The 22,229-nt window shown below is 43.4% G+C and carries 16 protein-coding genes and 1 tRNA gene; 10 read left to right on the top strand and 7 right to left on the bottom strand.

What is annotated here, in order from left to right; translation table 11 throughout:
• Positions 1–67 precede the first annotated feature (67 nt).
• The 8 genes from HMPREF9331_RS13330 to priA all read left to right on the top strand — a co-directional run bounded on the left by HMPREF9331_RS13330 (position 68) and on the right by priA (position 10,777).
• Positions 68–1,906, top strand: coding sequence for a hypothetical protein (locus HMPREF9331_RS13330; protein ID WP_016420477.1), 1,839 nt, complete (start codon positions 68–70; stop codon positions 1,904–1,906).
• Positions 1,907–2,076: 170 nt separating this feature from the next.
• Positions 2,077–3,897, top strand: a complete 1,821-nt coding sequence (locus HMPREF9331_RS08095) for a hypothetical protein (RefSeq protein ID WP_016420476.1) — start codon at positions 2,077–2,079, stop codon at positions 3,895–3,897.
• Positions 3,898–3,918: 21 nt separating this feature from the next.
• Entirely contained in the window at positions 3,919–4,974 is a 1,056-nt protein-coding gene (locus HMPREF9331_RS08090; protein WP_016420475.1) for a DUF6892 domain-containing protein, read from the top strand.
• A 58-nt stretch (positions 4,975–5,032) separates the two neighbouring features.
• The gene (locus tag HMPREF9331_RS08085) at positions 5,033–5,731 is read left to right on the top strand and encodes a metallophosphoesterase family protein (RefSeq protein WP_016420474.1); all 699 of its coding nucleotides are present in this window, start codon (positions 5,033–5,035) and stop codon (positions 5,729–5,731) included.
• Positions 5,732–5,788: 57 nt separating this feature from the next.
• Positions 5,789–6,874 (top strand): AAA family ATPase, encoded by a 1,086-nt coding sequence (locus HMPREF9331_RS08080; RefSeq protein ID WP_016420473.1) that lies wholly within the window; start codon positions 5,789–5,791, stop codon positions 6,872–6,874.
• Between the two features lie 2 nt (positions 6,875–6,876).
• Entirely contained in the window at positions 6,877–7,551 is a 675-nt protein-coding gene (locus tag HMPREF9331_RS08075) for a DUF4276 family protein (RefSeq protein ID WP_040357253.1), read from the top strand.
• A 40-nt stretch (positions 7,552–7,591) separates the two neighbouring features.
• Positions 7,592–8,323, top strand: a complete 732-nt coding sequence (locus HMPREF9331_RS08070) for a YggS family pyridoxal phosphate-dependent enzyme (RefSeq protein ID WP_016420471.1) — start codon at positions 7,592–7,594, stop codon at positions 8,321–8,323.
• 3 nt (positions 8,324–8,326) lie between these two features.
• On the top strand, positions 8,327–10,777 hold the full coding sequence (priA, locus tag HMPREF9331_RS08065; protein WP_016420470.1) for a replication restart helicase PriA: 2,451 nt from the start codon (positions 8,327–8,329) through the stop codon (positions 10,775–10,777).
• A 258-nt stretch (positions 10,778–11,035) separates the two neighbouring features.
• Here priA and HMPREF9331_RS08060 read toward each other — a convergent pair whose 3' ends face one another.
• From HMPREF9331_RS08060 to HMPREF9331_RS08045, 4 genes are all read right to left on the bottom strand, one after another.
• A complete protein-coding gene (locus HMPREF9331_RS08060) occupies positions 11,036–11,530 on the bottom strand; it encodes a metallophosphoesterase family protein (RefSeq protein ID WP_009642876.1) in 495 nt (164 codons plus the stop codon).
• 10 nt (positions 11,531–11,540) lie between these two features.
• The gene (locus HMPREF9331_RS08055) at positions 11,541–12,812 is read right to left on the bottom strand and encodes a UDP-N-acetylmuramoyl-tripeptide--D-alanyl-D-alanine ligase (protein ID WP_016420469.1); all 1,272 of its coding nucleotides are present in this window, start codon (positions 12,810–12,812) and stop codon (positions 11,541–11,543) included.
• 307 nt (positions 12,813–13,119) lie between these two features.
• Positions 13,120–13,416 carry a virulence-associated protein 2 gene (locus HMPREF9331_RS08050; RefSeq protein ID WP_016420468.1) on the bottom strand — a complete coding sequence of 99 codons (297 nt, stop codon included), beginning with the start codon at positions 13,414–13,416 and terminating at the stop codon, positions 13,120–13,122.
• 274 nt (positions 13,417–13,690) lie between these two features.
• Complete coding sequence (locus tag HMPREF9331_RS08045; RefSeq protein WP_016420467.1) at positions 13,691–14,962, bottom strand: polysaccharide deacetylase family protein; 1,272 nt, start codon at positions 14,960–14,962, stop codon at positions 13,691–13,693.
• Between the two features lie 151 nt (positions 14,963–15,113).
• Here HMPREF9331_RS08045 and HMPREF9331_RS08040 point away from each other — a divergent pair.
• Together HMPREF9331_RS08040 and HMPREF9331_RS08035 are read left to right on the top strand one after the other, a co-directional pair.
• Positions 15,114–15,187, top strand: a tRNA-Ala gene (locus HMPREF9331_RS08040).
• Between the two features lie 82 nt (positions 15,188–15,269).
• Positions 15,270–16,052 carry an ADP-ribosylglycohydrolase family protein gene (locus HMPREF9331_RS08035; RefSeq protein WP_016420466.1) on the top strand — a complete coding sequence of 261 codons (783 nt, stop codon included), beginning with the start codon at positions 15,270–15,272 and terminating at the stop codon, positions 16,050–16,052.
• Here the strand turns inward: HMPREF9331_RS08035 and HMPREF9331_RS08030 are convergent.
• From HMPREF9331_RS08030 to HMPREF9331_RS08020, 3 genes are all read right to left on the bottom strand, one after another.
• A complete protein-coding gene (locus HMPREF9331_RS08030) occupies positions 16,049–17,233 on the bottom strand; it encodes an efflux RND transporter periplasmic adaptor subunit (RefSeq protein ID WP_016420465.1) in 1,185 nt (394 codons plus the stop codon). The genes HMPREF9331_RS08035 and HMPREF9331_RS08030 overlap by 4 nt on opposite strands.
• Positions 17,234–17,238: 5 nt before the next feature.
• Positions 17,239–21,573 (bottom strand): CusA/CzcA family heavy metal efflux RND transporter, encoded by a 4,335-nt coding sequence (locus tag HMPREF9331_RS08025; protein ID WP_016420464.1) that lies wholly within the window; start codon positions 21,571–21,573, stop codon positions 17,239–17,241.
• A gap of 271 nt (positions 21,574–21,844) precedes the next feature.
• Positions 21,845–22,204, bottom strand: a complete 360-nt coding sequence (locus tag HMPREF9331_RS08020) for a DUF6660 family protein (RefSeq protein WP_248641632.1) — start codon at positions 22,202–22,204, stop codon at positions 21,845–21,847.
• Between the last annotated feature and the right edge of the window lie 25 nt (positions 22,205–22,229).

The raw sequence follows: 22,229 nt of genomic DNA, 5'->3' as shown, positions 1-22,229 counted from the left end.
AAGATTTAAGTTACCTAAAAAAACGGAAACATTTCTTGGGTAAAGTATAACTAAAAACAAAAATTATATGTTAACTAAAAAAGATGCTTCTCTTTATATAGAAAAGATACCGGCCAACAAATTCTTTGCAGGTAAAACCGTTGAGATAAGTTACAAGGAATACCAAGCCATAAAGACAGAAGATAATACGGTTGAGGTAGGAAAATTCTTGGGTGTAGATGAGATTCATTTGCCCCACTATCTCTGGGAAACGATGGAATATATGATAGATGTGATTCGTCATACCTCTCATACCATATCTCTTCCAAAGGAAATATCTAGAATGTCTCTTCAAAGGCTTACAATGCCCTCTGTTTTAAAACAAGTAGAAAATTACAATGAAAAAGGTCTTATAACATCGATTGTTTTAGATACCTATTCTTTGAAAAAGGTTCTTTTTACCTTTGAATATGATACGGAAGAAATATTGGCACAGTGGAACTGTTCTATGTTTGATAAGATAGTGCATAGCCGAAGGTTTGTTTATTATGAGAATGGTTCTCTTCGTAGTAGGGTAAGGGATCTCTGTGGTTATACTGAAGAATGGGAATATGATGAAAATGGGAAGTTTTTACAATATATCCGAAATTGGGGAGGAAAAACCAAAATAGTAAATGGCAACTCTGATGATATAATAGAAGAGGAATCAGATCTAGAAGGACTTGTTGAGTATGATCAGACAGGGGCAAAAATAGTGTATTCTCATAATGGGGATAAAAAAATTATTCGTTATGACGAAGAGGGGAGAATAATTGAGGCAAAGTTCTATGAGATCTTCTACAAAGACCTAGAACTCAGAGAAACAGTCTCTTATAAGTTTTTTGAAGGAAAGGTAGAACGCACAACCCTCAGTGCAGGAGGCATGAAAAGTGTAGTTCTTTACAAGGATATTGATTACCAAGAAGAACCTAAAGGTTTTTCAATGTTTGATGGATGTGAAGGGAATATCTTTTCTTGTATTCGATATGATGCGGAAGGTAATGAAATAGAGAAATATATCCACACTTATTTTGAAAATGACTTGTGGGAGACCGTTTATTATCTAAACGGAATACCCGAACGCATCCTTAGAAAAGAATATAACATTTTAAAAGATTTAAATTATATGTACACAGAAAAATTCAAGCAAGTAGTACAATACTGCAAAGAAAACAACCTATTTGTAGGGTATGGAAACCCTAATGGGAAAGTATTGGTAATAGGTAAAGAAGCGGCACACATTAGCAAAGAAGAGACTACCGAAAATTTAGAAAAGAAGAAAGAAGAGCTCTTCCAAAGTAATGTATCTCAATGGGAGCACATACTCTCCACCAATGAGGTGCCTAACTATGATGGAGAGCGAACTATCTCTCACAATCCCTTATATGCTTACGGCAATCAATATAATAGTTGGGATAAAAGCAAAAAAGGAGGAACTAGTCGTACCTATTTAAACTACGAAAAACTCTACGAACAGCTATTTTTACAAGGAGAAAAACTTCAGAAAATCAATTTCCAAAAGGAGTTCTTCATCACTGAGCTTAGCGATTATCCTACCAAAGAAAGTTACAAGGATAACGAGATAGAAGCCCTTAGAAAACAGTCTATAGAAGAACGTAAGCCCCTCTTTGCGTTGCCTTTTTTCAAAGAGTTTCCTATTGTGATTGTAGCGGCTGGGCATTACCCCAAAAGATATAAATTCGATATGCAGCAGATCTTTGATGTACAATGGGAAGGAGAACCAATAAAAGTAGGCGAAAAATATTGGTACAATTTGCATTTTAGCAAAGATAACAAACGTATTCTTATTCATACCCGCCAACTAAGCAATAGAGTTAGTAACGAGCTTATTGCCGCTATTGCCAACGAAGCTAAGAAGTTTTTATAAGAAAGTAATCTTTCCTCTCCTCTAAAAATTCCCCTAACTCCCTTATAAGGTTAGGGGAATTTTCATTATCTTTGCCCCATACTCGAATAAGTGAGACACTGTCTCACCTATTCAAAAACATACGAAAACTATAACAATAATAAAAGTTTATTAACTTAATTATAAGAGCAATGATAAGATATATAATATGGACTTTCTTCTTCAGCTGTACGGCTTTGGCACAAGAGTTGATGGTTACAGGTGAGTTCAAGCACGAGTATCGCACCATTGACCTCTATGACAATATCCGAAGGGCACTCTTTATATTAGAGAAAGGTAATGTATATCTCCCTGAGGATAGAGCCTATTTCCTTAAGCTTCGTCCAGCAGACGCTAAGAGGTTGGGGACTTCTCATATCTTGTTGATTCCTCTCTTTGGTGACAAAATTACCTACAAGTACGATATCCCTATTTCTTTTGAGATACTCCCGATTCCTAATGCGCCTGATGTCTATTATACTAAGAAAGCCTTCTATACCGATGAGCAAGGCAAGAAAATAACCCTCTCTTATCCTGAAGAACTGCCCTTATCCCCTATGGAGAAAATCAAAAAAGGAATCCCTATCTACTATCAAGAGATTAATAATAGTGATGACTTTCGGGATATCCCCCAATGGATAGAAGCTTTGTCTAACAAACAAGAAGTAACTACTATAGGAATAATGCATTGGGACGGAGTGGATAAGGACGGGAAAATGGTCGGAGGTTCCGAGGAATATAAGGAACAAGAGCTAATGAGTGAGTTAGCCCAAGAAAAGTTAAGTTCACTAAGCTATCTTCTAAAAAGTATTGTTCCCTTACCCAAGAAGCCTACCCAAGAAGATTGGCGGAAATGGTGGCAACGGTTCCAAAACTACTCCTTTCCCTTGGTCAAACACCTACCTGTTCATATAGAAACTTTTCAGGAATTTATTGACAGCTATAGGCTCTATGCTTTGGACAAAGAGACTCAGAAAGTATATAACCTTGCCCAAGGAACTGAGTATTATCCAGTCCCAGAACTCTTGGTGTTTGATGTTCAAAATGACAAAGTAGAACGAGGACGTATCTATTCGGAAAAGCAGCCTGATGCTACTGCTTTTGTGACTTTTTATGCTCAAAATGATACACTATATACGCTTAATAGTCATTTTGTTTGGGCAAAATATGTTCCTAAAAGGGTAAATGATTCCCTCTTCTACCAGCAGATAGCCTCTGCTGATGTCGCCCCTGAGCCTAACAGGTCTTATCGTGAGGTTTATTATCAAGATATTGAATATGAAATAGTACAGACCTACACCACTGCTAAGTGTATGTATTTCCTTGTCCAAAAAAAAGATACAAATGAGTTTCAAGTGATGACACTCGATACTAAAACAGGTAAGATAGAGGGGAAGATACCGCTCAACCCTTTACTGGACAATCCTAAGAAGTTAGAGCACCACACACAAGATATTGCCACAGGAGCGACAGATAACTTTGTATTTCAGTTGAAAACAGAAAAGGGGGTCTATTTCCTAAAGTGCAATGCTACCAAGCTACTTGAAAAGATTCTTTTAGGAAAGAAATTTGAGTGGGGAACTACTTATCTAAGCTGGGGAAAAAAGCAGTATTATGGAGATATGGATGCTAATGATACTTTTAACTTCTACACCATAGCCAGGCCTTCCAAAGAACATAGGGTGTCTTCGCCGGATGATATCTATGACACCCGAATTATGGAGCAGGACGAAGAGTCTGTTGTGGCTTTTTATGAGTATTATGATGGCTTTTTCAGCGGGCTAAAGATGCAACGCCTTGACAAAGATACACACGCCCTGAAGGGGAAAAGCTCTTTGTTATACCAGTATTTTCCTGTGGAAGAGCTTTCAAGCGTAAATACGCCAAGTTGCCTAAAAGCCTTTAAGATCAACGGACAATGGCATGTCTTTTTTGCTAAAGAAAAGAGATATTACTGGGTGAAGGTCAAATAATGTAAGTCGTTTCTAAATTTCATGAGTATAAAGAATTTTTTAGGGTCAATAATAAAAAAACAAATAACTATAGACATCAGCAACTCAGGGCTGCTCATCAATAACGAACTCCTGTTAGAGTTTTCCCTGTCTCGCCTTACAGAAGCCTTAGGCAAACCTCAGATAACCGCTATAAAGGATGAAGATTCTCCTTACAGCGCTATGTACTTATGGGACAATTTGGGTATCTATGCCTTTGAGAAAAAGGACGGAACCTTAGCCACGCTTGCCTGTAGGGTACTGGAGGATAAGGATTGGCAACGTACAGTAACCTTTGATTATTTTGCCCTGCGTCCTAAGGGACTCTTTACGGGGGATTTTACCATAGCAGGAAAATCTCCTTTGTCCTATATCTCCAAGGAGCAAAGTATGGATTCGTTCGGGCTTGATATAGTGTTAGATAGTTGGAATGTGAGCTGTCTCTATACAGAAAAGTTAAGTGAAGACCTTGAAGACCTTTCTAAGAAAGCGATAGCGGGGCGCATAGCACAAGAGGCGATGCCTTTTCGTGATTACGAGGTGAGCTATATCCCTAACGAAGTTCCTTCAAGTAAGGAAAAAGATCCCAACAAGTGGGCTTTCCCTCAGGCAGAAGGAAAATGTGCACAGTTCAAGAGCTTTAATTTTAAATTGGCTGTTGTACAAGAACTGATGTATGTCCAAGAGGTGCTAAAACCCAAGTTTGACGTATATGATTTCTGTGAAAACTATACCAAACGCGACATAGACCCAGAGGAGTATTACTTTGAGGTCATTCCTGAGGTAAAGAAATGGTTTATGGATTTGCCCATTCCCGCTTCCTTGGCGGCTTTGGTTACAGAACTCTATTTTGATGGGGGCAATGAAATATATGCACAGTTGATACCTTTTTGGGACGGAGAGGACGATGTGTTTGACATCAAATCACTTACCGAGGAGGATATCTCTCAGGTGCCTAATCTAAAAACCATTGACGGCACGGCTATTCTTATGTCCGAGCAGGTAAAAAACTTCTGTAAAGAAAAAGGCATATCATTCATCGATGAGTCAATGAGCTAATTAGTTCGTTATTAGCTATTCACTATTCGTTATTCACTGTTCACTTTTCACTATCCTTATGAGGACACTTGTTATAGGCGATATACATGGTGCTTATGCAGCGCTACTTGAGGTCTTGAAACGAGCACGAGTTACTCCCGATGACCTACTGATTTTCTTAGGGGACTATGCCGATAGGGGCAAGCATACCCCTGAAGTCTTGGACGAGCTTATTGCCCTGCAACAGACCCATCAAGTGATTTGTCTAAGAGGAAATCATGATGCCTTGTGCTGTGATTTTCTCTTGGGCAAACCCATGTCTGACCTTTGGCGCTCCCATGGGGGCAAGGCTACCGAAGAGGCTTATAAGCACTACTCTAAGGAGGATAAGCAATTACATATTGACTTCCTTCAATCACTTAGGAATTATCTCTTAGACGGGCAAAATCGCCTGTTCTTACATGCTGGCTTTACCGACCGAGGGGGTGTGGCACATGAGTTTTTCACAGAAAACTTCTATTGGGATAGAACGCTTTGGGAGTTAGCCCTCGCCACTCCTGAAGACATGCCTCCCACTGATCCATATTACCCCAAAAGATTGTCGTTATACAAAGAAATCTATATAGGGCATACACCTACCCTTAACTATGGTACAGACCAACCTATGTGCCGTCACCATGTATGGAATCTTGATACAGGTGCAGGCTTCAATAGCCGCCTTACGATCATGGACATAGAGACTAAGGAGTATTGGCAAGCAGCCGTTAATGAAAAGTGATAAGTGACGAATAATTAACAATTAACCATTGATAATTAACAATTAAAAATTGTATTTTTGCCTTTCAAAAAACATCTATCCAAAGCGCTTATGATCAGTAGCATACATATAGAAGGGTTCAAGTCTATTAGAGAGATGACCCTCCCGCTGCGTCCTATCAATATACTCATAGGGGCAAATGGTGCAGGAAAATCTAACTTTATTTCTTTCTTTAAGCTCTTAAATAATCTTTACGAAAAGCGTTTGGAAAACTATTCCCTTAGAAAAGAGATAGAAAATCTACTATACTTTGGAAGCAAGACAACACAGCATATCTATTTCAAGATAACTTTTGGGACTGATGCCTATGAGTGTCAGTTGTCCCCCTCTGCTAAGGGCACACTCTTTGTTGATTATGAAAATGTCTTTAATGGTAAGCAGACACATTTGAGTATCAATAGTAGAGAAAGTGTCTTAAAGGATCATCAGGAAGGAGTTGCTCAGCGTATAAGTGCTTATATGCGAACTTTTAAGAACTATCATTTCCATGATACCAGCGAAAATGCACCTTTGCGTAAGCCTTCCCTACTTTCAGATAACCTTTCTTTGAGAGAAGACGGCGGGAATTTGCCTTCTTTTCTATACTATTTACAAGAAAAATATCCTTCCTGTTTTAGTCAAATAGAGGCTGTTATAAGAATGGTAGCTCCTTATTTTGAAAGGTTTAATTTGCATCCTGATAGGTTCAATGATAATATTATTAAGTTGGAATGGCTTGCTAAGCAGCACCCTGATATTCCGTTTAATAGCACCCATCTCTCTGATGGTACTTTGCGATTTATGGCTCTATCTACACTACTTATGCAGCCTTTTCTCCCTGAGGTGATTATCATTGATGAGCCAGAATTAGGACTACACCCCTTTGCAATCAATGTATTAGCAGGGCTTATCCGAAAGGCCTCAGCCAAAAGTCAGGTGATTATCTCCACTCAGTCGGTACCTCTTGTTTCCAACTTTGAAGTAGCCGATATCATTACTGTAGATAGGAAGGATAATCAGTCTGTATTCAACAACTTAGATGCAGCCGAACTCTCCCACTGGATAGAGGATTTCTCTTTAGGAGAGCTTTGGGAAAAGAGTATTATTAACGGACAACCTTACTGATGATGAAAAGAATCCATTGTATCGTAGAGGGACAAACGGAACTTGCTGTCTTTACAAATATTTTAGCTCCTTATATCCTTTCTAAAACAGGTAGTTATATTTCTTTCAGTACCCTAAAATACACAGGTGGTGGCATTGTGAATTATTCCAAGCTATTTGTAGAGCTGAGGAATCACCTAAGAGATAAAGAAAAGATACTTACCACATTCTTTGACTATTATGGTATTTTGGAAAGTCATCATTTCCCTAACTACCAAGAAGCTAAGCAAAAACAATCAGACCCTACCAAAGGGGTGCAGCTCTTAGAGCAAGGGATAGCAGATGACCTAAAGAGCAAAGGAATTGAGGTTAAGAACTTTATTCCCTACATACAACTACATGAATTTGAAGCATTGCTTTTTTCATCTGTGGAAGGCTTTTCTTTGTTTAACAACCCTTCCATAGTGGCGGATGTACGTAGTGTTGTTACTCGTTATGAAAATCCAGAGGATATCAATGATAGTCCTCTGACTGCCCCTTCCAAACGAATTATTGCTATCTTTGAAAAGCAAGGGCTGAGATATGAAAAGATTATTGATGGTAATAATATTGCTACTAAAATAGGTATAGAAACCCTTATGGAACGTTGTCCTCGTTTTAGAAACTGGGTACAACTTCTAATTACTAAAACCTTATAACTCAAAACTCAAAACTCAAAACTTAAAACTCAAAACTCAAATGGATACTATCATACAAAATCTCAAGCATGTACAACAGCGCATTGATGAGGCTTGTAAGGCAGCAGGCAGAGACCCCAAGGAAGTCAAGTTGCTTTTGGCTACCAAAACGGTAAGTCCTGAACGCATACAGCAAGCGTTAGCGGCTGGCTATACCCTCATTGCGGAGAACAAAGTACAAGAACTCAAGGAAAAATACGAGGCACTCAAAACAACCCCGCATACCAACCACTTTATTGGCCACTTACAGACCAATAAAATCAAGGAAATCCTCCGTTATGAGGTCAGCTGTGTGGAATCCCTTGACCGCTACGACTTGGCCGAGAAGCTGCACCAGAAACTTTCTCAAGCAGGACGTGAAATGGATGTATTTATCCAAGTAAATACCTCTGGCGAAGAAAGTAAGTTCGGTGTAGCACCCGAAGCGGCTTTAGAACTCACCCGTCAGGTAGCTCAGTTGCCTACCCTACATATTAGGGGGCTGATGACTATTGGACTTTTCAGTGCCGAGGAGGACAAGGTACGCAAGTGTTTCCAGTTGCTTAAGCGTATTCAGCAAGAGATCATCGCTCTAAATCTACCTGATGTGCAGCCCCAGGAACTCTCTATGGGTATGAGTGGCGACTTGGAGATTGCCATAGCCGAAGGCGCTACGATCGTTCGGGTGGGGACGGCTATCTTCGGCCAACGCATCTATCCTGATAGCTACTATTGGAACGAGCAGAAAGCATAGCCCATGCACTATATAGATGTAGTCCTTCCCCTGCCGCTGCGCCCTGCCTTTACCTATGAGGTCAATGAGGAGCAAGCCGCTTTCCTACAAGCTGGAATGCGGGTGGTGGTGCCTTTTGGGAAATCTAAAATCTATACGGCTATTACTATCAAAGTTCATGAGCATACTCCCTCGTATCCTACCAAGCCTATTGAGTTTATCTTGGACGAGGCGCCTGTACTTTCTCCACGGCAACTACAGCTATTTGCTTGGGCAAGTGGTTACTATCTTGGCAGCTTTGGTGAGTTGCTCAAGATAGGTATGCCTTCCTCACTGCTTTTGGAGAGTGAGACCATGGTGGAGCGTACCGAACAGACGGTGGCTACTGACACCCTTTCCGATGATGAGTTCTTGGTCTATGAGGCTTTGGGACAGGCCTCCTCACTTTCTACTAAGGAAGTGGGTAAAATACTCCAAAAGAAAAATCCTATAGGAGTACTTAAGACACTCATAGAAAAGGGAGTAGTACAACTCAGTGAGAAAATCTTTGAGAAATACCAACCCAAACTCCAGAAATACCTCCGCCTTACTCCTACTTATCAGGAAAAAGAAGCACTCAATGCGCTTTTGGACGGAGATATACTCAAAACCAAAGCCCAGCAAAAGCTCCTATGGGCTTTTCTGGCCTTACGTGCCCAAAAACAATCCCTTATCACAGCTGAGATGCTTTTGGAGAAGGCAGAGGTGGGCACAGCGGTACTCAAAAAGGTTATAGACTATGGCGTATTGGAAGTCTATACCGAGGCAGTGGATAGGGTATCCTTTGCCTCTGATAGTGATACCTTAGCTCTTAGTCCTGCCCAAGAAAAAGCTCTACAGGAGATAGAGGCATCATTTGCTGAGAAAAACACGGTCTTGCTACATGGAGTAGCTTCGTCGGGGAAAACTCAGATTTATAGCAAACTCATAGAACAAACCCTCGCTCAAGGGAAGCAGGTGCTTTACCTGCTGCCTGAAATAGGTATTAGCGTACAGCTAACAAACCGTTTGGAGCACTTCTTCGGAGACCAAATGAGCGTCTACCACAACAAATATTCTACCCATGAGCGGGTGGAGGTGTGGAATAATGTATTGGCTCAAAAAGAGAAAGCCCAATTTGTCCTTGGGGTACGCACAGCAGTCTTCTTGCCTTTCCACAACTTAGGTTTGGTGATTGTAGATGAGGAACATGACCTTTCCTACAAGCAGGCCGAAGGACAAGGCGGTTACCAAGTACGCGATGTAGCGCTGATGTTGGCACACTTACATGGGGCGAAAACCCTCTTGGGTTCGGCTACGCCTTCGGCAGAGAGCTATTACAATGCCCAAATAGGAAAGTATGGTATGGTAAGGCTTACCGAACGCTTTGCCAGTACCCAACCGCCTCAAATAGAGCTGATAGACCTGAAGGAGAAGACCAAGAAAAAAGAGACTCAAGGCCACTTCTCCGATATACTTCTTGAGGCAATGACACAAACCCTTGCCCAAGGCAAACAGGTCATTCTCTTGCAAAACCGACGTGGGTATGCGCCTTATTTGCAGTGCGAACACTGCGATACTATTCCCCAATGCCCCCATTGTGATGTCTCCCTGACTTATCACCAACTACAAAACCAACTCCGCTGTCACTATTGTGGTTATACCATGGTCAAACCGGTGAGTTGTCCTGCTTGTCAGAGTTACAACACTTTGCAGACCAAAGGCTTGGGTACTGAAAAGGTAGAGGAGGAACTCATGCAATTCTTTCCCAAGGCACGTATAGACCGTATGGATATGGATACGACCAGGGGTAAATATAGTTTTGAGAAAATCATCCATCGCTTGGAAAAAGGGGAGACGGACATATTAGTCGGTACCCAGATGGTCAGCAAAGGTTTAGACTTTCCTCGTGTGGGATTGGTAGGAATTATGAATGCTGATATTTTCCTTTATCAGCAGGATTTCCGCGCCCTTGAGCGGGGCTACCAGCTACTGACACATATCGCAGGTCGTGCAGGTCGCAAAGATAGCGTTGGCCAAGTATTGATACAGACCTACAATCCGTTTCAAGAGGTCTTACAACAAGTCAAGGACGGTGCCTACGAGCAGATGATTGCTCGACAGTTACAGGAGCGTCAGGACTTTCACTATCCGCCCTTTTACCGATTGATTAGGATTATCTTCAAGCATAAGGAACAACAACGAATAGATGAGAGTAGCCATTGGTTTGCCGAATCCCTACGCTTAGGGCTTACCACTTATGGAGTGGAGGTTTTAGGGGCGGAGTATCCCCCTATTTCTCGTATTCGCAACGAATATATCAAGCATATACTGCTTAAAATTCCTCCCAAACTCTCTCCCGCTTGGGTTAAGGAATATATCCTACGAGTGGAACAGAGTTTTTTCTCTGTAGCAGTCTTCCGTTCTGTGCAGGTTTCTTATAATGTGGACATTTGAATAATTGTTAATTGTCAATGAGAATCAATCGTTGAAATAGCCTAATTTGTTTGTCATATTGAAAAGATTTTTCTTCTATAACTTATTGAACCTCTACTACTTACTTTCATATACTCGCTTACGCAATCCACATACTCTGCTCCAAGTATTCGCAGACTATCCTTGAGGAGGGGTAGGGAGTGAGAATCAGTAAGTTATAGGGATTGCGAAACTTAAATTATTTTATATCATTAACAATTAACAATTAACAATTAACAATTAACAATTGATTTCGTATTCTATCACATCCATTTGGGAGATATGACCCTCATGAATCTCAAAGCGGAGCATGGTACGGCTTTTCTGTTGGCCATACTTGCCAATAGCTCCTGGGTTGAGGTGTAGGAGCTGGTACTTCTTATCATAGATAACCTTTAGAATATGGGAGTGGCCACAGACAAAGAGTTGGGGCTTTACCTCACGGAGTAGTTCTGGGATTCCCTTGGCATAGTGGGAAGGATATCCCCCTATGTGGATCATCAGCACTCGCATACCCTCGCAGTCAAAGACTTGTTTTTCAGGAAAAAGGGTGCGTATCTCGGTGCCGTCTATATTGCCATAGACCCCACGTAAGGGCTTGACAGCTTGGAGCGCCTCCGCTACCGAGAGAGCGCCAAAGTCGCCTGCATGCCATACCTCATCTGCCTCTTTGGCGTGCTTTAGAATCGCCTCGTCCATATAGCTATGGGTGTCAGATAAGAGTAAAATCTTCACGAGTAGTATTTTAGATTTCTATTTTTTCCATGGTCATAGAGCGAGAGCCCTTGATAAGGAAAAAGGTATCAGAGAAAGGGTGTAGCTTGAGGTAGTGGTTCATCTCGGTTAGTGTCCTGAACTTCATAAAGTCAGTTTGCGTCTGGTAGAAATTATCTCCCAATAGCAGAACCGCATCCCATACAGAAGCCGCAATATCATCTACCAGTTGCTGGTGTTCTTTTTGGCTATAAGCACCCAATTCTTTCATATCGCCCAAGATAAGCACCTTGTGTGGTGCCTTGATCTCACCAAAAGCCTCAATGGCTGCGTGCATACTGGTTGGATTGGCATTGTAGGCATCCATAAGTACTTGGTTGCCACGGTCTTTTTTGACCCACTGAGAGCGGTTATTGCTCGGTACATACCCCTCTATCCCACGAGAGATAGCCTCCTTGGAGAGCTTGAAATAGTGGCCGATACAGATGGCCGCAGCGGCATTCATTGCGTTGTATTTGCCAATTAAGTGGGTAGGGAGTATGGTCTCTCCCCAAGCGAGTTGGACAAAGGGTACGCTCTCCTTAACAGAGAGTTGGAGAGAGGCTTTCTCATTGCCTTCTAAGGAAAAGGAATAGGTCTGACTATACCCTTCGAGCAAATTCGCTTGTAAGTCATTGTCCTGACAGAAGAAAATTCGCTTATCAGCCTTTTTCAGGTAGTTGTAGAGTTCACTTTTGGCCTTAATTACGCCCTCAAAGGAGCCAAAGCCCTCTAAGTGGGCGCGTCCGAAGTTGGTGATATAGCCAAAGTCAGGGTCAGCTATCTGGCAAAGCGCTGCAATTTCCCCTGGGTGATTGGCACCCATCTCTATAATAGCGATATCGGTATCAGGGGTAAGACGCAAGAGCGTCAGTGGTACCCCTATGTGGTTGTTGAGGTTGCCTTCTGTCTTGAGCGCACGGAAGGACTGGTTTAGTACGCTGTATATCAGTTCCTTGGTAGTGGTTTTTCCATTGCTTCCCGTAAGGGCAATCACAGGGGTAGCCAATTGTTTTCTATGCTGATGTGCCAAGTCCTGCAAGGCCTTAAGGGTGTCTTCTACTAAGATCGCCTCTGGGAGTGAGGCAAATTTTTCGTTATCAACCACTACATATTTAGCCCCTTTCTCTATGGCCAAAGGAGCAAACTCATTGCCATCAAAGGTTTCTCCCTTGAGGCAGAAGAAAAGCGTATCACGCAAGTCCTTACGGGTATCAGTGGCGACTCCCGCACATTCTTTGAATTTTTCGTATAATATGGACACTTTGATAATGATTAATGACTAATGATTAATGACTAATGGTACCTAATATTCTATCCAAACAACTCTGAATGAGCGTCTAATCTATTTTTTAGGGATTTCATCTACCCCTCCCTTTTTGAGAAGGTTTAGCATATCTTCTACTTTTGTAAGTTTTTTAGGTTGATTGTATAACCTTTTTAAAAGCATTAGAGGGGGTCATTGATATGAAAATCGGTAGCTTTGTTAAATTCTATAGTAACTGTCTTCATAGATTTTTGGTTTTAAGTTGTTAGTGAATAGTGAAAAATAAATAGCGACTGCCTGCTGATTAAGAAAGCGATAGATTTACAGCAGGAGCGAGATCATTATTTTCTTCTATACGAAGCATACGTACATCCTTTACACAGGTAGTAAACCAAGGGTATAACTTGGCGAGCTTCTGTACAATTACCACACAATTTACTGCATTGATAGTCTCCCTACCGAAATATACACTTCCTTGTTTCCATTCAAAACCATTGGCAAGCATATAGTCCTTGATGAGCTTATAAGCATTGTGATAGGTAGTGCCTTCGTAGTTGTCATTCAGATAGTTAGTATCTAAATCAAATAATACAGCGTACATAATTTTTTAGTTCCTAATTTTTATTCTGTTACTAGTTCAGACTGCAAATTTACGACTTTAAAAAGCGAAAGTCAAGAAAAGTTTTGTGTTTTTGATTTACAATAGACGAATCTCTTTTCACTCACATACTCAGCTCCAAGTATTCGCTGGCTTTACTTTTCACTTTTCACTTTTCACTTTTCACTTTTCACTTTTCACTTTTCACTTTTCACTTTTCACTTTTCACTTTTCACTTTTCACTTTTCACTTTTCACTTTTCATTTTTCACTCTTCACTAATCATTCACTTTCTTGTAGATAGAAATACGATTAGGAGCCTTACAGAGGTATTCGGGCGAGAATACTGAAACAAAATCACCATGTACCTCTTGGGTGCGTCGCTTCATCATTTCTATCTCATAGAGGGTTTCCTTGGTACAGAGTCTGTCTATCTGCTGCCAATGTAGGGCGCAGGTATGCACAACGATGGGAATCTGCACCTCCAAACGCAGGTCATAGAAAGCATAAGGAGTGCAAGTGCCAGAGCGGAAGCCCATGTGAGTAGGGTAGCACATGGTGTAATCCTCCTTGAACTCCGAGTCGGCTAGGTTGCGGTAAAGCTCTGGCAAGGGCAGTAGGTTGTTATTGGCACGAAAGCGCCTAACAGGTCGGTTGATGATATTGATCATGCGTTCTCGTTCCTTCATCATGGTCTCCTGTTGTGAGATGGCATCGTAAGAGCCTAAGATGGAGACAATGGCATAATCCGCTACATGCTTTATCAGGTATTTGTATTTCACATTGTTATACGAAAGCCCTTGGTCGTAATAGTTGTAATCCCCCACAGGGAAGAAGAATGTAGGATAGAGCTTATGTGTCTGGAAATAGTCAATTAGCGTTTGGTAGAAATCATAAGGGTCCTTCTCCATTCCTATCACCACACGACAAAGCTGCGAGAGCTGTGACCACTGCAAGGTAAAGAGGTAAGTAAGCCCCCTGAGCAGTGTACGCATAAAGCCCTTATGCTTGTATTTGAAAGCCTTAGGTACCTCAATCACTGATATGGTTGCTCCCTCACGAGGAGCAAATTCCAAGGTAGGGTATTTCTCCTGTAAGGCGGTTTTCAGACGAGCTACCCATAGGTCAACAATAGGTAGCGCTAAGAACCCATGTTGGTATGCCACGCTGTCGGTAGCCCTAAAGGGGGAGGAGGGATAGGCATCTCGGTGGAGGTATTCCTCATAACGGCTTAACATATAGAAGGCTGCCGAGAGGATATCAAAAGGCAGGTGTCCTTTTTTGGTAGCAAAGAAATAAGGTAACCCTTCCCACTGTTCCATAAAGAGTTCAATAGGCTGTATGCCCTTCTGGTAGAGTAGGCCAAAGTTTTTGATAAACAGCTCATTGCCGATAGGAGATTTTGCATAGGAGAGCTTGCTCTCGTCGGAGCGGACGAAAGTCTCCAAATCGGTAGTAATTTCAATGGTAAGCCCCAGCATATGAACAAAGATATGCTGACAAATGTACATAAAGCGAGGGCTTTTCTTTTCCGTGTAAATCAGTAACATAACGGCTGCTTTTTCAGGGACAAATGTACGAAAAATAATTACTAATGACAAATGACAAGTGACTAATTCTCCTTGGGGAGGAGATAAAAAAATATTTGAAAAAACATTAGGTGGTTTGAGAAAAAAGTTGTATTTTTGCCGCTGAAATAATGGGGGATTGGCGCAGCTGGCTAGCGCGTTTGCATGGCATGCAAAAGGTCACGGGTTCGAATCCCGTATTCTCCACTTCAGGCTTGATGACCAATAACTAATCCCCTTTGGTATTAGTTATTGGTCATTAATCATTATTCATTAATCATTATTCGCTATGTTAGGAGCTATTATAGGTGATATTGTAGGCTCTCGTTATGAGTTTGCTAATATACATACTACTGATTTTGAGTTGTTTACTCCATACAACGACTTTACTGATGATACTATATGTACTATCGCCATAGCCGATGCGCTGCTTGAGGGAAAACCTTTTAAGGACAGTCTGCTCTATTGGTGTAGGAAATATCCCTCACCTATGGGGGCTTACGGAGGGCGCTTTGCTCAGTGGATACGTAGTGCTGATCCACAGCCGTATAACAGCTTTGGTAATGGCTCGGCCATGCGGGTCTCTCCTTGTGGTTGGCTCGGCAGTTTGGACAAGGTGCTAGAGGCTGCTCGGGAGAGTGCCGAATGTACTCATAATCACCCTGAAGGTATCAAGGGTGCCCAGTGTGTCGCCCATGCGATTGCCTTGGCACTCAGCGGTAGCGGAAAGGGTGAAATCAGGCAAATAGCCACACATACCTATGGCTATGACCTCTCTACCAATTGTGATATCCTACGTGAGAGTTATTGCTTCAACGAAACCTGCCAAGGCACCGTTCCTCAGGCCTTTATCTGTTTTTTAGAAAGCCATGATTTTGAGAGTGCTCTACGCTTGGCTGTCTCCATAGGGGGCGACAGTGATACCCTTGCCGCTATTACAGGTAGTATAGCCGAGGCTTATTATGGTATACCTGAAGAGATAGAACAGAAAGCCCTCAGCTACCTAACGGAAGAGTTTAAGGCAGTAGTGAGGAAATTTCAGCAAACATTTTCTATAAATCAACTGCCTTAATGGCTGTGCTCGCCTGCATTGACTAAGGTGGCGTTGATAAAGAAAGCGCCACGGGTAGCGATGAGCTGCTTGGGGTCAAGGGGCTTGACGGGAGCGATGGCTGTATAGCCACTTTCGGAAGCGCCCTTGACAATTTCTACTTTTTCAAAAGAAGTTTCCTTGTCCGAGGTATGGGTTACTAAGAAAATATAAGACTTGCCTGCGTCCTCCACTATAGCCTCATTGGGTACAGCAGGAGCCGTCTGCTTGTCAAGGCTGATAACGCCTGTTACGTTCATGCCATTGATCAGTCCTTGCTTGTCGCCCTCCACATGGCAATGCACGATGATGCTCTTGCTTTCGTTCTCAAAGGAAGCGGCGATGTTGTACACCTGAGCATCGTACTCATGGGAGGTGTCGTTGGTAGGGTTAAAGTGCACTTGTTGTCCTACCTTGATATACGGCAGGTCACGCTCATAGACTTGCAGGTGTAGATGCAGGGAGCTGTTATCAATCATCTCCACTATGGGGGTGGAAGCATCTACATAGGCACCATTGACAGCATAGACAGCGCTGATATTCCCACTAATGGGCGCTACTACCGAAAGGGTGGATTGCATACCCTTATCGGAAAGCGTTTTCGGATTCAGCCCCATTAGGCGTATTTGTTGCTCTAGAGCCGCCTTTTCCGTCTGTAGGGTACGCAGCTGGGTGGTGGCAGCTTGTAGATTTTTGCCTGTACCTGCATTGCCTTCGTAGAGCATCTTTTGTCTGTCCAATTCCTGCTGTGCTAGCTCTATTTGGCTATTGACAGTAAGCAAGCGCTGTTGCTGGAGCAAGAAATCAGGATTGGAGACGGTAGCAATTACCTGCCCCTTATGCACATAAGCGCCTATTTCCACTTTTACACTCTGGATAATACCTGCATATACAGTAGAAACCTTGGCCTGATGGTCGGCAGGGACACTGAGCACGCCATTGGCCTTGAGGGTGGCGGTGAGGGCTTTTTCTTCTATATGTCCTAGACGAATATCCACGGTTTTGATTTGAGTCTGTGTTAGGGTGGTGAGGTTTCCCCCTTCGTGGTGGTGTTCTTCGGCTTCTTCCTCGTGGGAGTGGTTATGAGCTGTTGTATTATTTTGGCAACTCCATAGGGAAAGGCCTATGAGGGTCAAGACAATTTTTATACTATATTTTTTCATTTGTTTTACTGGTTTAGAAGGGATTGTATTTCTATTACTTTTTGGTTGAGCGCCTCGATACTTTCTAGGTAAGACAGGCGTGTATCTACAGCAGTCTGTAGAGTGTAAAGAAACTCCACATAGCTGATTTCTCCAGCGCTATAGCCCAGTTGGTTCGCCTTGACAATACGCTCGGCTTCGGGGAGGGCTTCGTTTTTGTAGAACTGGTACTTTTGCACATACAGCTGGTATTCCTCCTGAAGATTTACCCAGCGGGTTTTAAGCTCTTTTTCTGCTTGGTGGGCTTCTTCTAAAGCTGCCTGCTTCTGGTGTTCATAGGTTTTTGCTTTGCTGCGAGTAGCGGTAAAGATCGGCAGAGACAGTCCAATGGAGACAAAGTGGAAGCGCTTATGAATATCCGCATAGGTCTCTACCCCGCCTATGGTCTGCATACCGATGAGGGACTGGTTGGTATAGCCCAGTGTAAGGTCAGGCCAAGCCTGCGCACGCTCTAAGTACTGAGCACGCATGGCGATGATGGCTTGCAAATAGCTCAGATGTACTAAGGGGTGCAAAGAGGGTTCAGGATTCGCTACTTCAGTTATTAATAAAGGTTCGTATTCGGTCAGTTGTGCTACTTGAAAGTCTTCTTCGGCTTGAACAAGGGTATATAGGTTGCGATAGGCTGCTTGCTGTGCCAATTGGTTTTGCCTAAGCAATAGGGTGATTTCCCCTTTTTTCACCTGAGCGGTATTGATATCAATCTTCTTGGTATCGCCTGCCTTGAAGCGTACTTCGGCGATGCGGATAAAATCGCTAAAGAGGCTATCGAGCTGCAAGAGCTGCTGTTGCTTAAAGGCTAAGTACTGCAATTGCTGGTACTGGGTACGCACCTGCCTGAGAAGCTCATTCTGCTCAAGGGCTAATTGTCCTTTTTGCAATTGTGTCTCCGCCTGATAGAGGCTTTTGCGAGCGGCAAATACGGTAGGGAAAGGAATAGACTGCGAGATGGCCACAGATAGGTCTTTTTCGGGACTGCTATACTGGCCATACTGTGCGGTCAGGTCGGTTTTTGGCAGCTCCCATGCGGTATGTTCTTTGGCTGTTGCCTCTTGAAGTTTGGCTTGCGCTGCCTTAATCACTCCATTGTTCTTGAGGGCTATTTGTTCTATTTCAGCCATGGTATATTGCCTTTGAGCTTGCAGGGCAATCGGGCTAAGGAGCAGTACCCCTAAGGCAAGCCCTTTGGTCGCCTTACGCCAAGGTAAGAGGAGGGTACTATTAAAGGACAAATATAGCAAAGGCAAGACAAAGAGTGTCAAGAAGGTAGCCGATACCAAGCCACCGATAACCACTGTAGCTAAGGGGCGTTGTACTTCTGCCCCTGCGCCTTGGCTTAGCGCCATAGGTAGGAAGCCAAGGCTGGCTACCATGGCAGTCATTAGCACTGGACGCAGACGCATTTCGGTACCTATAATCACCCTATGTAGCAGGTTGGACATACCCTCTTTTTTAAGGGAATTAAAAGTGCCAATAAGCACAATCCCGTTGAGCACTGCCACACCGAAGAGTGCAATAAAGCCAATGCCCGCACTGATACTAAAGGGCATTCCCCGAAGGAGCAAGGCCAATACACCTCCTATGGCACTCATAGGAATAGCACTGAAGATAAGCAAGGCTTGTCCCACCGAGTGGAAAGCCAAGTAAAGCAGGGAGAAAATGAGCAGCAAGGCCACAGGAACGGCCACCAAGAGCCTATTGGTAGCCTGTTGGAGGTTCTCAAACTGACCCCCATAGGTAAAGTAATAGCCCGTGGGAAGTTTGACCTCCTTGAGTTTCTGCTGTATATCGCCCACCACACTCTGAACGTCTCGGCCTTGTACATTGAACCCTATGACGATACGACGCTTACCTGCCTCACGGCTGATTTGAGCAGGACCCAACTCATACTTAATAGAAGCGATTTGGCTCATGGGAATCTGTCCGTTCTGTGTGGCCACCATCATATTCTGCACATCGTCAATTCCTGTACGGTAGAGGCTATCGAGGCGTACCACTAGGTCAAAACGGCGTTCGTTCTCGAAGATCACTCCCGCACTCTTACCTGCAAAGGCTGTGCTAAGCACCTCATTGACCTGCTGGACGGAAAGTCCATAGTTGGCCAAGCGTAGGCGATCGTAAGTAACGCTAATCTGGGGAAGGCCTGTTACCTTTTCCACTTGTGGGGAGGTAGCCCCCTCTACTTTCTGAATCAGTTGGCTTACCTTCTGGGCATAGAGGGCGAGGGTATCCATATTCTCCCCGAAGATCTTGACGGCCACATCTTGTCTGATACCTGTCATTAGTTCGTTAAAACGCATCTGAATAGGTTGGTTTTTCTCAAAGAAGACCCCAGGTATATCCTTAAGGCGCTCAATAATAGCGTCGCCCAGCTGGTCAAAAGAGCGACCGCTTTTCCATTCGTTCTGTGGCTTGAGTACAATTATTAAGTCGGACGTTTCTAAGGGCATAGGGTCGGTAGGCACTTCGGCAGAGCCCGTTTTCCCGATAACCATTTTGACTTCCTGAAACTCACGAATCAGGCGAGAGGCCTGCATAGAAGTCTCCAAGCTCTGGCTGAGCGATGTTCCTTGTGGCAGGATACAGTGGAAGGCAAAATCACCTTCCTGCAACTGAGGAATAAACTCGCCTCCCATACGGCTAAAAATACCAGCTGAAAGCAAAAATAGTCCTACTGTACTGCCTATTACCCAACCTCTTAGGCGGATAGAGCGAGAGAAAAGCGGTTGGTAATGGCTGTTAAGCCAGGCGATCATTCTGTCAGAGAAAGTGCGCTTGTGGTGCTGCTGTTTGGGCAAGAGCCAAGCACTCATGGCAGGAATATAAGTCAGGGAGAGCAGCAAAGCTCCTAAGATAGCAAAAACCACCGTCTCGGCCATAGGGCGGAACATCTTGCCCTCTACTCCGACCAAGGTAAGGATAGGGATATACACCATAAGGATAATAATCTCGCCAAAGGCAGCACCGCTGCGTATCTTAGAAGCAGAGTGATAGACCTCCTGGTCCATTTGAGCCTGAGTGAGCCTTGTGGTGGTTTTACGTAAAGATAGGTGATGCATGACGGCCTCTACCACGATGACCGAACCATCTACAATGATACCGAAGTCTATGGCGCCCAAGCTCATCAGGTTGGCACTTACTCCAAAGAGCTGCATCATGCCCAAGGCAAAGAGTAGGGAGAGCGGAATGGCAGTGGCCACAATCAGCCCTGCACGCAGGTTGCCCAAGAAAAGCACCAAGACAAAGATGACAATCAGGGCACCTTCTAAGAGGTTTTTCTCTACCGTATGGATTGCCCGCTGTACCAAGTCGGTGCGGTCTAAGAAAGGTTCAATGACGATATCTTCAGGGAGAGACTGCTGTATGGTTGGGAGTTTTTCCTTGATACGGCTAACTACCTGGTGGCTGTTTTCGCCCTTGAGCATCATGACCACTCCGCCGACGGCATCCACCTCGCCATTGTAGGTTAGCGCTCCATAGCGAATAGCACTGCCTAAGCGTAGTTCGGCAACATCCTTAATAAAAAGTGGAGGGTTGTGCTTGCCAATGGCAATATTGCCCACATCCATGAGGGAGGTAGCCACACCTATTCCACGGATAAAGTAGGCATTGGGGCGCTTGTCAATATAAGCACCACCCGTGTTTTGGTTATTCTGCTCCAAGGCAGTGAAGATATCACTGACACTCACACCCATGGCACGGAGACGGTTGGGGTCGATAACCACCTCGTACTGCTTGAGTTCGCCTCCGAAGCTATTGATTTCGGCTATGCCCTTGGTACCATATAGCTGGCGTGCGACAATCCAGTCCTGCATGGTGCGGAGGTCTTTGGCCGAATATTTGTTCTTGCTCTCCTTGGTGGGACGAATAATATACTGATATACCTCGCCCAGTCCTGTACTCACAGGGGAGAGTTCGGGAGTGCCTATGCCAGCGGGAATTTGCTCTTGGGCTTCCTTGAGCTTCTCACTGACCAACTGGCGAGCAAAATAGATGTCCATATCCTCCGTAAAAACGGCCGTAATGACCGAGAGACCAAAGCGGGAAATACTACGAGTCTCCTCCAGTCCAGGGATATTGGCAATGGCCTGCTCAATAGGGAAAGTAACGAGTTGTTCTACCTCCTGTGAGGCCAAGGTAGGGGTGGAGGTGATAATCTGAACCTGATTGTTGGTAATATCGGGTACGGCATCTATAGGGAGTTTTGTAGCGCTCCATACGCCCCATAGGATAAGGGCGAGGGTCATCAGGGCTACAAAAATCTTGTTTTTGATACTAAAAAGAATGATTTTATCTAACACCTTTAATAACGATTAATGGTTAATGATTTAAGTTTCATAAGTCATTTTTGGATTATAATTAGTTTTGTAATTAATTGTAAATCAATATTTAACAAAACAAACCTCCCCTCACAGCTGGGTGTGTGAGGTTTTGAATATCAATAGGTTACAGAACCTGCGAAACTTAATGAATAGTAATAAATGTCCCTCCAAAGTATGGTTATCTACACAAATACTAAAAAACTTCTCCTGTGCGATTTACATGGATTGTTTTTATCAGGAGGGATATGGGTTATACCTTAGGAGGTGTCCAAATAGCGCCATAATAGGCCATTACCTTTTTGTAGGTGTAGTGAGTATTATAGTCCATATCTACGTTTGTGATAGGGACTTGTAGGGTAAAAGTAGGTGAAAAAGGAAAAACAATAAGCACTTGGCAGCAGGCACATACACAGAAAGGCGAACATATATCCGAATGAGAGTGTTCGTGCTCTGAAGAGGTATCTGCTTGGCTTATAGTGGAATAGCGTACATTATCTTGCTCTATATTAGGCATATCGGAGCAGGGCACTGCCGTGAGCGCCCATAGGTATATGCTTAATAAAAGAGAGAGGTACTTCATGGGGGCAAAAATACGAAAAAATAATGACAAATGACCAGTGAAAAGTGAAGAGTTA

Source organism: Capnocytophaga granulosa ATCC 51502 (assembly GCF_000411115.1).
Classification (GTDB): domain Bacteria; phylum Bacteroidota; class Bacteroidia; order Flavobacteriales; family Flavobacteriaceae; genus Capnocytophaga; species Capnocytophaga granulosa.
The sequence above is the reverse complement of the archived record's forward strand: the minus strand, read 5'-3'. Positions and strand labels throughout refer to the sequence as shown.

What these genes read in the sequence shown, in the direction of transcription:
- HMPREF9331_RS13330 (WP_016420477.1), top strand. Translation starts at nt 68, where the DNA reads ATGTTAACTAAAAAAGATGCTTCTCTTTATATAGAAAAGATACCGGCC.
- HMPREF9331_RS08095 (WP_016420476.1), top strand. Translation starts at nt 2,077, where the DNA reads ATGATAAGATATATAATATGGACTTTCTTCTTCAGCTGTACGGCTTTG.
- HMPREF9331_RS08035 (WP_016420466.1), top strand. Translation starts at nt 15,270, where the DNA reads ATGTTAGGAGCTATTATAGGTGATATTGTAGGCTCTCGTTATGAGTTT.
- HMPREF9331_RS08070 (WP_016420471.1), top strand. Translation starts at nt 7,592, where the DNA reads ATGGATACTATCATACAAAATCTCAAGCATGTACAACAGCGCATTGAT.
- HMPREF9331_RS08075 (WP_040357253.1), top strand. Translation starts at nt 6,877, where the DNA reads ATGAAAAGAATCCATTGTATCGTAGAGGGACAAACGGAACTTGCTGTC.
- priA (WP_016420470.1), top strand. Translation starts at nt 8,327, where the DNA reads ATGCACTATATAGATGTAGTCCTTCCCCTGCCGCTGCGCCCTGCCTTT.
- HMPREF9331_RS08085 (WP_016420474.1), top strand. Translation starts at nt 5,033, where the DNA reads ATGAGGACACTTGTTATAGGCGATATACATGGTGCTTATGCAGCGCTA.
- HMPREF9331_RS08030 (WP_016420465.1), bottom strand. Translation starts at nt 17,233, where the DNA reads ATGAAAAAATATAGTATAAAAATTGTCTTGACCCTCATAGGCCTTTCC.
- HMPREF9331_RS08050 (WP_016420468.1), bottom strand. Translation starts at nt 13,416, where the DNA reads ATGTACGCTGTATTATTTGATTTAGATACTAACTATCTGAATGACAAC.
- HMPREF9331_RS08090 (WP_016420475.1), top strand. Translation starts at nt 3,919, where the DNA reads ATGAGTATAAAGAATTTTTTAGGGTCAATAATAAAAAAACAAATAACT.
- HMPREF9331_RS08045 (WP_016420467.1), bottom strand. Translation starts at nt 14,962, where the DNA reads ATGTTACTGATTTACACGGAAAAGAAAAGCCCTCGCTTTATGTACATT.